Genomic DNA, 13,674 nt, shown 5'->3' with positions numbered 1-13,674 from the left:
ATGCTGTCCATTGGAGGCATCCCCATCGAAGCGCCTCTGGCCCTGGGCCCTATGGCCGGGGTCACTGATATGGCCTTCCGCACCATCTGCCGGGAGCAGGGCGCCGCCCTGACCTGCACAGAGATGGTCAGCGCCAAGGCCTTGTGTTATCAGGATAAGAAGTCCATCCCCCTGCTCCAGCTGGGGGATGGCGAGCATCCCGCCGCCGCCCAGATCTTCGGCAGCGACCCGGTCTGCATGGAGGAGGCGGCCGCCATCGCCCGCCAGGTCTCCGGCGCCGACTTCATCGACATCAACATGGGCTGCCCGGTGCCCAAGGTGGCCAACAGCGGGGACGGCTCCGGCCTGATGCGTACCCCGGACAAGGCGGTTCGGGTGGCTGAGGCGGTCATCCGGGGGGCCGGCTGTCCGGTGACGGTGAAGTTCCGGCTGGGTTGGGACAAGGGCTCCATCAACTGCGTGGAGTTTGCCCGGGCCATGGAGGAGGCCGGCGTGGCCGCCGTGGCCGTCCACGGGCGGACCCGGGCCCAGATGTACGCCGGCCGGGCGGACTGGGACCACATCCGCGCCGTGAAGGAGGCGGTGAAGATCCCTGTGATCGCCAACGGCGACGTGTTCAAGCCGGAGGACGCCCCCCGTATCCTGGCCTACACTGGGGCGGACATGGCCATGATCGGCCGGGGGGTATTCGGCAACCCCTGGCTGTTCGCCCAGTGCCGGGCAGCTCTGGAGGGCCGCGAGATCCCTCCCATGCCGCCGCTGGCGGAGCGTTGCGACACGGCGGTGCGCCAGTTCCAGCTCTCCGCCGCCAACAAGGGGGAGAAGATCGCCTGTCTGGAGGCCCGGCGCCACTACGCATGGTATCTGAAGGGGGTCCCCCACGCAGGATATTATAAGGAGCAGATCGTGAAGATCACTACCCTGGAGGACGTGTACCGGGTGACAAAGGGGATCAAGCGGGACCTGTGCTGACCCCGGCCGCGGGGCCGGAGGGTTTGGATTTGGAAGGGGTGAAGGTATGACTGACCAGGAGCTGGCGGCCCGCGCCCGGGACGGGGACCAGGACGCCTTCGAACAGCTGGTCCGGGACAACGAAAAACGGATCTATACCCTTGCGCTGCGGATGACGGGCAGCCGTGAGGATGCTCTGGATCTGGCCCAGGATGCCTTTTTCCAGGCGTGGAAAGCCCTCCCCACCTTTCAGGGGGAGAGCAGCTTTGCCACCTGGCTCTACCGCCTGGCCACCAACCTGTGCCTGGACCATCTGCGGACTCAGAAGAGGCGGACCCAGTCCATGGGGCCCGCCCTCTCCCTGGACGACGAGGAAAACGGTCCCGTCCAGGTGGCGGACCAGCAGCTCCAGCCCCAGGAGGCGGTGGAGCGCTCAGAGCGCCGCCGGGCCCTGGAGCGGGGGCTGGCCTCCCTCCCGGATCACCACCGCCAGGTGCTGATCATGCGGGAGTTGTCCGGACTCTCCTACCAGGAGATCGCCCAGGTCCTGGACCTGGATCTGGGAACTGTGAAATCCCGTATCGCCCGGGCTCGTCTCTCCCTGCGAAAAATTTTGCTGGAGGATGGGAACTTTTTTGACTCTCCGGCGTCTATGGAGATAGAACGACACAGAAAGGAGTGACCCGGCATGTCAGGCTGTGAACGTGCGCTGGACCTGATCGGCCTGCGTCTTGACGGCCCCCTGTCCCCGGAAGAGCAGCGGGAGCTGGACGCCCACCTGGAACAATGCCCTGCCTGCCGGGCCGCCGCCCGGGAGCTGGAGGAGCTGGAGGGGGCCCTCGTCCAGCTGGGTGAGTGCGATCCCCCGCCCCAGCTCGTCTCCGGCGTGATGGAGCGGGTACGCGCCGACAGCGCCCCCGCCAAGGTCGTCCCGCTCTGGAAACGCCCTGCCTTCCGGGGAGCACTGGGCATGGCGGCCTGCGCCGCCCTGTGCATCGGCCTGCTTCCCCAAATGGCGGGTCTCTCCTCCGGCGGCGGGAACAGCACCGGCGCCGCCCCTGCCAGCGCCTCGGAGTCCCAGGCCGTTTCCTCCACCCCCGCCGCCGGTGCCTATGCTGCCGGCGGGGAGACCTCCCCCTCTGCCGAGGTCCGCTCCAGCAATGCGGGCCGTCCGGAAGCCGAGGACACCGCCCCTAAGGAGGCGGAGTCCCCCGCCTCCATCGCTCCCTTCTCCCTGCAGGAACAGGGAGCGGGCGCACCGGAGGACTTCTCCGCCCTTGCCCCCGCCCTGTCCGAAGACCTGGCCGGACAGCTGGGCCAGAGTCCCGGCCGGCTGCTCCTGTTCTCCACCATTCCAGAGGAACTGGAGGACCGGGACTGGCAGGAGACGGACGGCTTTCGCTGGACCGCCCTGGAAGCGGAGGGGGACCACTCCCTGCTGGACGCCCTGACCGCCCAGGCCGCCGCCCTGTGGGAGAGCGGGGCGGAGGGCCCCGCAGTGGCTCTGGTGTATCCCTGAATCTTACTTCAGCCCTGGACCGGGCGCGATTTGCGCCCGGTCCAGGGCTCTTTTCTGCTTTTTTTCGTGGGAGAGCCGCTTTTTCTTCATTTTTGTTTCATTTTACGTCTGCGACAAAAAAGAGGTTGTCAGATGTGCATTTTTACGATATAATAGCCAATAGCAGATCACCTCGCCACGGCGGCTTCCGCCTGGGGAGTCTGTATGAGTCAGTCCAAACATAAGGAGTGGTAACAATGAGCTATTCTGTACAAAACATCCGCAATGTCTGTCTGCTGGGACACGGTGGGAGCGGAAAGACCTCCCTGGCGGAGAGCCTGCTTTACATGACCGGCGCTATCGACCGCATGGGCAAGCCCGCCGACGGCAACACCGTCTGCGACTATGATGCGGAGGAGACCCGCCGCCAGATCTCCATCTCCACTTCCGTGGCTCCCCTGGAATATAAGGGCTGCAAGATCAACATTCTGGACACCCCGGGCAGCTTCGACTTCTCAGGTGAGGTGCTGGAGGCCCTCCAGGTCTCTGACGCCGCCATCATCGTCTGCTCCGCCAAAGACGGCATCTCTGTGGGGCTGGAAAAAGCCTGGCGCTACTGCGAGGAGCGCGACATGCCCCGCTTTATCTATATTTCCAAGACAGATGAGGAAAACTCCGACTATAACGCCACCTTCGACGCCCTGCGTGAGCGCTTCGGCAACAAGATCGCCCCCATCGTGGTCCCCATCTGGGACGACAACAAGAAGGTCACCGGCATCATCGACGTGCTCAACAAGCGCGCCTACGAGATGCAGAACGGCAAACGGGTGGAGATCGAGCTGCCCGAGGGCAAAGAGGACGTGGTCACCCAGTTCAACGACGCTCTGAAGGAATCCGTGGCCGAGACCAGCGAGGAGTTTATGGACAAATTCTTCTCCGGCGAGGACTTCACCTATGTGGAGATGATCCAGGGCCTGCGCCAGGGCGTGCGGGAGCTGTCCCTCTTCCCCGTGCTGTGCGGCTCCGCCGTGTCCACCATGGGCTCCCTGATGCTGATGGACAATATCGTGGAGCTTCTGCCCAACCCGGTGGAGGGCAACATGCGCAAGGGCATGCTCCCCAGCGGCGACAAGGAGGAATACGCCGTCTCCCCCGGCGGCGTACCCAGCGCCTTCGTGTTCAAGACGGTCTCCGACCAGTACGGCAAGTACTCCTTCATCAAGGTCATCTCCGGCACCATCACCTCCGACCTGGCCCTGGTCAACGCCCGCACCGGCTCCCCCGAGAAGCTGGGCCGGCTGTACACCATGCGGGGCAAGAAGGCCGTGGAGGTCAAGGAGCTCTCCTGCGGCGATATCGGCGCCATCGGCAAGCTGGAGAAGGTCAAGACCGGCGATACCCTGTGTGACGCCCGCAAGGTCTTCTTCATGCCCCCCATCCCCTTCCCTGAGCCCTGCTACTCCGTGGCCATCGTGCCCAAGACCCGGGGGCAGGAGGACAAGATCGCCCAGGGCTTGACCCGCCTGAACGAGGAGGACCCGACCTTCACCTTGGTGAACAACGGCGAGACCCACCAGATGGTCCTCAGCGGCACCGGCGACATGCAGATGGATGTGCTGGTGTCCAAGCTGAAAAGCCGCTTCAATGTGGAGGCGGAGCTGAAGGCCCCCCGGGTGGCCTATCGTGAGAAGATCCGCAAGACAGTCTCCAAACAGGGCCGCCACAAAAAGCAGACCGGCGGTGCCGGCCAGTTCGGCGATGTCTGGGTCCGCTTTGAGCCCAATCCGGAGAGCGACCAGATGGTCTTTGCCGAGGAGGTTTTCGGCGGCTCCGTGCCCAAGAACTATTTCCCCGCTGTGGAGAAGGGCCTGCGTGAAGCCTGCGTTCACGGACCTCTGGCGGGCTACCCCGTGGTCAACCTGAAGGCTGTCCTCTATGATGGAAGCTACCACCCCGTGGACTCCTCCGAGATCGCTTTCAAGACCGCGGCCCAGCTGGCCTACAAGGCCGCCATGCCTGAGGCCAACCCCGTGCTCATGGAGCCCATCGGCGAGCTGAAGGTCACCATTCCAGACAGCTACATGGGCGACGTCATCGGTGACCTGAACAAGCGCCGCGGCCGCATCATGGGCATGAATCCCACTAAGGACGGCGAGCAGGTGGTGGAGGCCGAGGTCCCCATGGCCGAGATGTCTACCTACGCCATCGACCTGCGGGCCATGACCCAGTCCCGCGGCTCCTTCACCTTCCACTTTGTCCGCTATGAGGACTGCCCTCCCGCGGCCCAGCAGAAGGCCATTGAGGAAGCCAAGGCCCTGGCGGAAGAATAAATCATCCCGGGCACCCGTTTCCCCACAGGGAGCGGGTGCCTTTTGCGGGCAGTTCCCCGGTCCGGCCCCATACAGCGCGCCAGCCCGGTGGTCCAGGGACCACCGGGCTGGCTCTGTGCTCTGTTCTGTCGCAGACGGACACGGCTCCACCACGCTTCGGCCGCCCCGGGGGAAGCAGGGGGGAGGTATCCCTGTCCCGCCCGGCGCGCTGCCGTGAACCTGTCTCATCTTGTCCCCATCATACTCCTCCCCAATCCATTTTTCAAATCGATCTTTCTTATAAAATAATTGATTTTATCTATATTTCTGCCCGGTGGACCCGCTCCAGCATCTCCTGGTATCCGGGGGTCTCCCGGAGGAAAGCGGATTCCGGGTCCCGCTCCAGTTCCTCCAGCAGATATTGGAGCATAATCTGCTGGACTTCCCTCGCAGCCTCCTTTGTGGGCAAGTGGCGGTAGAGAGGGGACGCACTCAGGTCCCAGGGCTCCTCCAGGCTGCGCAGGAGCCGTTCCAGCACCGCCAGCGCCTCGGGGCCGTCCTGCTCCGCCAGCGCCAGCTGGAGCGGGGCAGACGCCACTGCGTAGGCGGTGAGCTGGAACACCCGTCCCGCCTGCTCCGCCGTCTCACTGTATTGCCGCGCGCACGTCTTGTCCCCCGCCTCCAGCGCCAGGTCCATCAAAGCCATGAGGGTAGACTGGAGATCTGATGCCTGCCGGAACAGCTCCCGCTCCAGAATGGGCCACGCCTCTTCCGACCGCTTCTGTTTCCTGCGGAGCATGGCCTCCAGCATGGGCCGTTCCCGGTCCTCCTGGGGCAGGCGGGCCAGCTGTTCCTCTGCCTGCTCCAGCTCTCCCTGGGCCATGTACTGGGAGATGAGCATCCGCTCCGCCCGCTCCCGCACCCGCCTGTCTCCACTGTCCGCGCACCGGCGGTAGAGGGCCAGGATCTCCCCCTTCCACGCCTGCTCCCGTTCCGGGTCGTTCTCCCCCCTCTTCCAGAGCACCAGTGCCCCATCCAGTATCTGGGCCGCCGTATAGGCCAGCAGGTCGCTGTTTGGGTACTCCCGCAGCTTGTCCCGGGCCAGACGGAAGGCGGCCTCACAGCCCTCCTGCTGGGCTCTCTCCCCCAGCACATTGGCAAATGCTCCGATCTCCTCCTCTGTCAGTTCCTCCTGAAAGGAGAGCAGGGTGTTCAGGTCCACCTCAAGCAGACGGGCCAGCGGGGGCAGCAGGGTGATATCCGGATAGGAGTTGTTCCGCTCCCACTTGTTGACAGCTGGCGCTGACACCCCCAGCCGCTGGGCCAGCTGTTCCTGGGTCAGCCTCAGTGCCAGGCGCCGCTGCCGCAGGATCTCGTGAAATTTCATGTTCCGTCCCCCTTTTCCTTGGTGTGCCCATTGTATCAGAGGAGACCTTTTCTCCGCAACCGAAGGGTATTCACCTTTCCTTCAAAAAAATTAACCGCTGTTCATATTTTTTCTGTTTTCAGAAAAATTGTCCTCTGACTGTGGTCAGAGGACAAAATTGTGCTGAAATATGCACAATTTTCCGCTTTCCATTCCCTTGACAGGGCCCTTGCTTCCGCTATAATGAAACCAACCTCCATATCAGAAAGGAAGATCCTATGACACACCTTCGCAGCAGATGGACCGCCCTGTTCCTGGCGCTGGTCCTTTCCCTCTCTCTGGCCCTGCCCGCCTCCGCCGCACAGGAGGACCGGGCCCAGGCCGCCCATGAGGCCGCCCAGTACGCCATGCAGTATGGCGGCGCCGTCAGTGTCCAGTACGCCCTTTGGGAGAACGGAGAGGTCACCCTCCAGGGGCACGACGGCGTCTACTCCAAGACGGAGAACCGCGCGCTCACCGATGATGACCTGTACGGCATCGGCTCCATCAGCAAGACCTATACCGCCGCCGCCATGATGAAGCTGGTGGAGCAGGGGAAAGTAGACCTGGATGAGCCGGTCACCGCCTATCTCCCTGATTTCACCATGGCAGACCCCCGCTACACCCAGATCACGGTGCGCATGCTCCTCAACCACTCCTCCGGCCTGATGGGCGGCACCACCAATGACGCCTTCCTGTTCGGGGACCAGGGGAACGATGACGCTCCCTCCCGCCTGCTGGAGCGGCTGGCCGGGCAGACCCTTCAGGCCGAGCCCGGCGCTTACAGCGTCTACTCCAACGACAGCTTCACCTTGGCCCAGCTGGTCATCGAGCGGGTCAGCGGCATGGAGTACACCGCCTTTCTAAACCAGTACCTGCTGGAGCCTCTGGGACTGGAGAACACCCTGACCCCTATGGAGGAGTTCGATACCAGCCGGCTGGTCAAGACCTATCTGGGGACTGACACCCGGGCCCTGCCCGCCGAGAACCTGACCATCGTGGGCACGGGAGGCATCTACTCCACCGCCAGCGATCTGGCCGCCTTCGGCGGCGCCCTGTGCGGGGAAGGTCTGCTGAGCCAGGCGTCTTTGGATGAGATGGCCAGCGACCAGTATCTGCTGGGCATGTGGCCCGAGGACAGTGACGGCGACGCCGTCGCCTATGGCCTGGGCTGGGACAGCGTCCATATGTTCCCCTTCAGTCAGAACGGCATCCAGGCCCTGGTCAAGGGGGGCGACACCATCGTCTATCATGCCGGACTGGTCATCCTGCCCGAGTATGACATGGCCGCCGCGGTGCTCACTTCCGGCGGGATCAGCACCTACAATCAGCTAGCCGCCGCCCGTATCCTTCTGGATGCCCTGGCTGAGCAGGGCGTCGAGGTGGAGGAGGAGGCCGCCCTCACCCCCGCCCAGCCCGCCCAGATGCCCGCCGAGCTGACCCAGCTCAGCGGCTGGTACGGCACCTCCACCGCCGCCGCCCAGCTCCAGATCACCGACGAGGGCGTGCTCACCCTTACCGGGATGGAGGGGACCTTCACCTACCGGGAGGACGGCAGTTTCCGGGACGAGAGCGATTCCGTCCTGCTCAAGCTGGTCCAGGAGGACAACGGGGAGACCTACCTCTATCAGAAGAGCTACGCCTCCATTCCCGGCCTGACCACCCTCTGTGTGGCCTCCTACGCCATGGAGCGCCTGCCCAGCTCCCAGCCGGACGAGGCCACTCAGGCCGCCTGGGAGGCTAGAGAGGGCAAGATGTACGTTCAAACCAACGAGCGCTGGTCCTCCGCCTACTACGCCTTAAGCGGCGTCTTTGCCGCCGTCACCCTTCAGGGCAGCCCGGAGGGCTATCTGCTCACCAATCAGCTCACCGCCCCTGACACCGCTGCCCCAGTCCTTCAGATCCCCGGCACCGGAAGCCGGGACAGTGCCGTGATCCGTGTGCTGGATGTAGACGGCTGCGAGACCCTGGAGCTCAACGGCTCCCTCTATCAGGACGCAAGCTCCGTCTCCCCCATCTTCTCCGGGCCGGAGTCCTGGTGCATCATCCGCCCGGGGCAGACAGCCCGCTGGTACCGGACAGGCGAGGCCGCCGGCAGTCAGATGACGGTGGAGGTCCCGGAAAACGGCGGTTTCTATGTGTATGACGCCGCTCTGGGCCTCCAGGCCAGCTCCTGGCTCTATGGAGACACCACCGTTGTTCTTCCGGAAAACGGCTGGATCGTCTTCTCCGGCGAGGAGGGGGCCCAGTTCCACATCTATCTCTCACAACCCTGAGCAAACGCTCCGGCCGCCCTTCCGGCGTCCGGAGCGTTCCTTTTTTCTGTCAGCCGGACCGCACCGCCGGCCATAAAAACAGGCGCCGCCCCATGGGGCGGCGCCTGGATCGTGTCTGTGTCTTACTGCTTGGGCAGGGTGGTCTTGGGGGCGGCCGGCTTAGGGTCCTCGGTGTCGAACACCGTTTTCGCCGCGGCGGCCAGGCCCGCCAGGCCCTGGATCTCGCTGGGTACGATGATCTTGGTGGCCTTGCCGTTGGCGGCGGCGGTGAACGCCTCCAGGGCCTTGATCTTCAGCACGCCGTCGCCGGGGTTGGCCTCGTTGATGAGCTTAATGGCGTCAGCGGTGGCCTGCTGCACCTTCATGATGGCCTGGGCCTGGGCCTCGGCTTCCAGGATCTTAGCCTGCTTGGCGCCCTCAGCCTGAAGGATGGCGGCCTGCTTGGCCGCGTCAGCCCGCAGGATGGCGGACTGCTTCTCGCCCTCAGCCACCAGGATCTGGGACTGCTTCTGTCCCTCGGCCTGGAGGATGGACTCACGGCGCTCGCGCTCGGCCCGCATCTGCTTCTCCATGGACTCCTGAATGTCTCTGGGCGGCATGATGTTCTTCAGCTCCACCCGGTTGACCTTGATGCCCCAGTTGTCGGTGGCCTCGTCCAGAATGGCCCGCATCTGACCGTTGATGTGGTCTCGGCTGGTGAGGGACTGGTCCAGCTCCAAGTCACCGATGATGTTGCGCAGGGTGGTGGCAGTGAGGTTCTCAATGGCGGACATGGGATTCTCCACCCCATAGGTGTACAGCTTAGGGTCGGTGATCTGGAAATAGATCACCGTATCGATCTGCATGGTAACATTGTCCTTGGTGATGACGGGCTGGGGGGGAAAATCCACCACCTGCTCCTTCAGGGAAACATTCTTTGCAACCCGCTCAATGAACGGGATCTTGAAGTGCAGGCCCACGCCCCACACGCCCTGAAAGGCGCCCAGGCGTTCAATGACAAATGCGCGGGACTGCGGGACCACCCGGACGTTGGCGGCCAGCACCAGCAGCACCAGCACCACCAGGATGATGGGCACTAAAAACGAAAGAATACTATCCATGATCTCTCCTCCTTATAACAGCTCTACAAAAACCTTGACTCCCTCGATGCGGAGCACCTTGACCTCCCGCCCAGGCTGTATGACAACGTCATGGGCGGAGCGAGCGGTCCAGACCTGTCCCGAGATATTCACCAGGCCGCTCCCCTTCAGGTTGTCGATCTCCTCTGTGACCAGTGCTGTGGCGCCGATGACCCGGTCCGCGTTGGTGGCCTGGTAGCGGGGCGTCAGGAACTTCTTTGCCAAGGGGCGGACCAGCAGCAGGGTCACCCCGGACAGAGCCAGAAAGACCACCACCTGGAGCCACAGCGCCGCGCCAAAGCCTGCCGCGATCAGCGCACCCAGAGCACCCACCGCGAACCAAACGGAGGTCAGGCCCACAGTGATAGCCTCCCCCACCGCGAACACGATCAGGGCGATCAGCCAGAGCACAGTAAACGGTATGGGTATCATAGCACACTCCTTTCTGTTCCCATCCCGGGGGGCTGGAAAGAAAACTTCTTTCCTTGGATGACAGGATATCATATCTTACAAAAAATTGCTATGGTTTTCTCTCTTTTTTCTGTAAATAATTTCAGGATCGGGGGAGCGCCGCCTTTCCGCTCTATAAAGTATTTGCCTAATGGCGAAAAATCCGATATACTGTTTTTTACCAATCTCTCTCGACGCTTAAAGGAGAATCCCGCCCATGCCCATCGTTTCAGAACTTATCCTCTCCCTCATGCTCACTGCCTCCCTGTCCGCCGGAGCTCCCCTCTCTGCTCCGCCGGGCCTGGCCGTCTCCCTTCCTGCCATCACCGCTCAGGCGCAGCAGCTCCACACCCCCCTGATGATCCTCCACGCCGGCGGCGTCACCCCGGAGGGAGTGACGGGCAGCAACAGTCTGGAGGCGCTGGAACATTCCTACGAAAACGGCTTCCGGCTGCTGGAGCTGGACTTCTCCTGGACCTGCGACGGGGAGCTGGTCTGCGTCCACGACTGGAACGCTTTCTATGGCCGCATCCTGGACACGGACTCCCCCACCCTGGCCCAGTTCGAGGCCGTCCGGGACAGCACCTACGGCTTCACTTCCCTGACCCTGGATCATCTGATCGCCTGGCTGAGGGAACACCCCGGCGTCTCCATCGTCACTGACATCAAGGAGGACTGCGCGGCGGGCGCCGCCCTGATCGCCCAGCGCTGTCCGGATCTGCGCAGCCGCTTCATCATTCAGATCTACCACCCGGAAGAATATGACCAGGTGGCAGATCTGGGCTTTGAGCACATCATCCTCACCGTGTATCAGATGTCCTGGTCCGAAAAGCAGGACACCGCCGCCCTGGTCCGCTTTGCTGCTGAACATCCCCTGGAGGGGATCACCTTCCCGGCGGAGCTGGCGGACACCCCAGGCTATGTGGAGGCGCTCCTGGAGGCCCAGGTCCCCCTCTTCGTCCACACGGTCAATGACCCGGCGGATCAGGCCGCCCTGGTCCGCCAGGGCATCTCGGGCATCTACACTGATCTCGGGGCGCCCGCCCCCCAGGAATAAGGAGAACTGCCATGGAAACTCTGAACTTTGCGATCCCCACCCTCTTCGGCCTGGAGGCCCTGGCTGCGGATGAGCTGCGCCGCCTGGGGCTGGACCAGGTGCGGGCGGAAAATGGCCGCGTCCTCTGCTCCGGCCGGCCCGGCGACATCCCGCGGATGGATCTAAATCTGCGCACCGGGGAGCGGGTGCTGCTGGTGCTGGGCACCTTCCCTGCCGGAGATTTCGACGCCCTGTTTGAGGGGACCCGTGCCCTCCCCTGGGAGCAGTTCATCCCCCGGGAGGGCCGGTTCCCTGTCAAGGGGCACTGCCTTAATTCCGCCCTCCATTCCGTGCCTGCCTGCCAATCCATTGTGAAAAAGGCGGCCGCCGCCCGTCTGGGGGATGCCTACGGCCTGAATACCCTCCCTGAGACCGGAGCGCTCTTCCAGATCCAGTTCTCCATCATGAAAGACACCGCCGTCCTGATGCTGGACACCTCGGGACCAGGCCTTTACAAGCGGGGCTACCGGGCCCACGGGGTGGACGCCCCCCTGCGGGAGACCCTGGCCGCCGCCATGGTGCTCCTCTCCCGCTACCGGGGCCGGGACCCGCTGTGCGACCCCTTCTGCGGTTCGGGCACCATCCCCATCGAGGCCGCCCTCATCGCCAAAAACCGGGCTCCGGGCCTGAACCGCTCCTTCTCCGCCCAGAAGTGGAGCTGGCTCCCCGCTCAGGCCTGGATGGATGCCGCCGATGAGGCCCAGGACCGGGAGTTCCACGGGGACTATGAGATCTGGGGCGGCGATATCGACCCTGCCGCCGTGGAGCTGGCCCGGCACAACGCCCAGCTGGCCGAGGTGGACGACATTGTAAGGTTTGAAGCGGCGGACGCCCGCACCTTCCACTGGGGCGGGATGTACGGCCGGATCGTCACCAATCCTCCCTACGGCGAGCGCATTATGGAGCGCCGGGAGGCAGAGGAGCTGTACCGCGCCTTCGGAAAGGCTTGGACCAAGTTCCCGGAGACCTGGAAGCTGTATCTGCTCTCCTCCCATACGGAGTTTGAGCGCACCTTTGGGAAGACGGCGGACCGGAAGCGGAAGTTATATAACGGAATGCTGAAATGTGACCTGTTCCTCTACGGCGTCAAATAGGAGGTGCATCATGGCATATCGTGTCAAAAAATTCCGGGGCTATCGGCGGATGCTCAGGAAGCTGATCCGGGTGGTAGAGGACTACCAGCCCGACTGGCGCCCGGACGAGGCGGATGGTCGGGAAGAATTTCTGGAGCTGGACCTGTACTCTTACCGGTTTTTCCACCCCCGTGGAAAGGGCCGGAAGGCCCTGTTTTCCGCCCTGCTGCGCAAGACGGAGGCCCTCATCGCCGCCAAGCCGGCGGACCTGCCCTTCTGCAAAATATTCCTCTTTATGCCTGGCGGAGACCTGGGCCAGGCGGAGATCGTCCTCATCTATGACCGGGAGCGGTTTGAGACCTTCTGGCTGCGCACCGACCCGGCGGACGGGCTTTGGACCCTCCAAAAGGACCGCTCTCTGCTGACGGAGCTGGGGCTGTCCTCCACGCTCCCGGAGCGGTGCGTGCTGGAGGAGTTCCACTGGGCGGGCTATGTGGAGCGGACGCTGATCTGGGGCTATGGGGAGCTGCCCTGACCCATCGGAGGTATTTATGAGGCACCTGTTCATCATCAACCCGGCGGCGGGCAGGCCGGAGAGCACCGCCCGGCTGGAGACCCTGCTGTCCCGGCTGTCCTTTCCCCACGAGGTGGCCTATACCCGGGAGGCCGGGGACGCCCAACGGCTGGCGGCGACGGCGGCCCGGACGGGGGGGCCGGTGCGCATCTACGCCTGCGGCGGGGACGGCACCCTCAACGAGGTGGTCAACGGGGCGGCGAGCTTTGACAACGCCGCGGTCACCTGCGTGCCCAAGGGGACGGGCAACGACTTTCTCAAGCTGTTCGGCCCCCGCTTCCGGGAGCTGTTCTACGACCTGGAGGCCCTGGCCGCCGGCCCCCAGCGTGCCTTTGACCTGATGGACTGCAACGGCAAGCTGGGCCTGGACGTGGTGTGTGCCGGCGTGGACGCCCGCATCGCCGCGGGGGTGCACCGATATAAGGACCTGCGCTTTGTCTCCGGTATCGGCGCCTATCTTCTATCCCTGGCGGAGCAGGTCATCTTCCGCGGCCTCTGCCGTCCCCTGACCATCCGTGCCGACGGCCTGGACTGGCAGGAGCGGCAGACCGCCATCCTGTGCATCTGCAACGGCAGGCACTACGGCGGCGGCTTCATGCCCGTGCCGGACGCCATGCCGGACGACGGTGTGCTGGATGTCCTGGCCGTGGGGGAGATCAGCCGCCTCACTTTCTTCCGCCTGGTGGGCAAGTACGCCCAGGGGCTCTACCGGCAGTACCCCCAACTTATCACCGACTGGCACGGCCAGTCCCTCTCCTTTTCCTCCCCCCGGGAGATCACCGTGGTGGTGGACGGCGAGGTCATGCGCGGGACCCGCTTCACCGTCCGCCTCTCCCCCTTGAAAATCAACTTTTTCTTCCCTGCGGGTGCCGATTATTCCCCCGAATTTTAGCACTCTTTTCTCCACTTTGTGAACGGACGGTA

General features: G+C 63.8%; 12 protein-coding genes. 9 read left to right on the top strand and 3 right to left on the bottom strand.

Annotation, left to right across the window (positions count from 1 at the left end):
• From dusB to L9O85_RS03085, 4 genes are all read left to right on the top strand, one after another.
• Window positions 1-972 (top strand): tRNA dihydrouridine synthase DusB, encoded by a 972-nt coding sequence (gene dusB, locus L9O85_RS03100; RefSeq protein ID WP_077138664.1) that lies wholly within the window; start codon window positions 1-3, stop codon window positions 970-972.
• 46 nt (window positions 973-1,018) lie between these two features.
• Window positions 1,019-1,633 (top strand): RNA polymerase sigma factor, encoded by a 615-nt coding sequence (locus L9O85_RS03095; RefSeq protein WP_276757451.1) that lies wholly within the window; start codon window positions 1,019-1,021, stop codon window positions 1,631-1,633.
• 6 nt (window positions 1,634-1,639) lie between these two features.
• Window positions 1,640-2,470, top strand: coding sequence for a zf-HC2 domain-containing protein (locus L9O85_RS03090; protein ID WP_301579558.1), 831 nt, complete (start codon window positions 1,640-1,642; stop codon window positions 2,468-2,470).
• Window positions 2,471-2,706: 236 nt separating this feature from the next.
• A complete protein-coding gene (locus tag L9O85_RS03085) occupies window positions 2,707-4,779 on the top strand; it encodes an elongation factor G (RefSeq protein ID WP_301579557.1) in 2,073 nt (690 codons plus the stop codon).
• Window positions 4,780-5,077: 298 nt separating this feature from the next.
• Here L9O85_RS03085 and L9O85_RS03080 read toward each other — a convergent pair whose 3' ends face one another.
• Window positions 5,078-6,145, bottom strand: a complete 1,068-nt coding sequence (locus L9O85_RS03080; RefSeq protein WP_276757447.1) for a helix-turn-helix domain-containing protein — start codon at window positions 6,143-6,145, stop codon at window positions 5,078-5,080.
• Window positions 6,146-6,402: 257 nt separating this feature from the next.
• Here L9O85_RS03080 and L9O85_RS03075 point away from each other — a divergent pair, with 257 nt between their 5' ends.
• On the top strand, window positions 6,403-8,439 hold the full coding sequence (locus L9O85_RS03075) for a serine hydrolase domain-containing protein (RefSeq protein WP_301579555.1): 2,037 nt from the start codon (window positions 6,403-6,405) through the stop codon (window positions 8,437-8,439).
• 122 nt (window positions 8,440-8,561) lie between these two features.
• Here the strand turns inward: L9O85_RS03075 and L9O85_RS03070 are convergent, their stop codons facing one another.
• Both L9O85_RS03070 and L9O85_RS03065 read right to left on the bottom strand, forming a co-directional pair.
• The gene (locus L9O85_RS03070; RefSeq protein WP_050622596.1) at window positions 8,562-9,539 is read right to left on the bottom strand and encodes an SPFH domain-containing protein; all 978 of its coding nucleotides are present in this window, start codon (window positions 9,537-9,539) and stop codon (window positions 8,562-8,564) included.
• Window positions 9,540-9,551: 12 nt separating this feature from the next.
• Window positions 9,552-9,989 carry an NfeD family protein gene (locus L9O85_RS03065; protein ID WP_077138665.1) on the bottom strand — a complete coding sequence of 146 codons (438 nt, stop codon included), beginning with the start codon at window positions 9,987-9,989 and terminating at the stop codon, window positions 9,552-9,554.
• A gap of 235 nt (window positions 9,990-10,224) precedes the next feature.
• Between L9O85_RS03065 and L9O85_RS03060 the strand changes: the two genes are divergently transcribed.
• From L9O85_RS03060 to L9O85_RS03045, 4 genes are read left to right on the top strand one after another with little or no spacing between them, the layout of a single operon-like run.
• On the top strand, window positions 10,225-11,064 hold the full coding sequence (locus tag L9O85_RS03060) for a glycerophosphodiester phosphodiesterase family protein (RefSeq protein ID WP_050622597.1): 840 nt from the start codon (window positions 10,225-10,227) through the stop codon (window positions 11,062-11,064).
• A gap of 11 nt (window positions 11,065-11,075) precedes the next feature.
• On the top strand, window positions 11,076-12,197 hold the full coding sequence (locus L9O85_RS03055) for a THUMP domain-containing class I SAM-dependent RNA methyltransferase (protein ID WP_050622598.1): 1,122 nt from the start codon (window positions 11,076-11,078) through the stop codon (window positions 12,195-12,197).
• 10 nt (window positions 12,198-12,207) lie between these two features.
• The gene (locus tag L9O85_RS03050) at window positions 12,208-12,711 is read left to right on the top strand and encodes a DUF3916 domain-containing protein (RefSeq protein WP_276853966.1); all 504 of its coding nucleotides are present in this window, start codon (window positions 12,208-12,210) and stop codon (window positions 12,709-12,711) included.
• Between the two features lie 16 nt (window positions 12,712-12,727).
• Window positions 12,728-13,642 (top strand): diacylglycerol/lipid kinase family protein, encoded by a 915-nt coding sequence (locus tag L9O85_RS03045; RefSeq protein WP_276853964.1) that lies wholly within the window; start codon window positions 12,728-12,730, stop codon window positions 13,640-13,642.
• Window positions 13,643-13,674 lie beyond the last annotated feature (32 nt).

Origin of the sequence: Lawsonibacter asaccharolyticus, assembly GCF_022453915.1 — a bacterium.
Taxonomy (GTDB): domain Bacteria; phylum Bacillota; class Clostridia; order Oscillospirales; family Oscillospiraceae; genus Lawsonibacter; species Lawsonibacter asaccharolyticus.
This window is presented reverse-complemented; position numbering and strand designations above follow the sequence as displayed.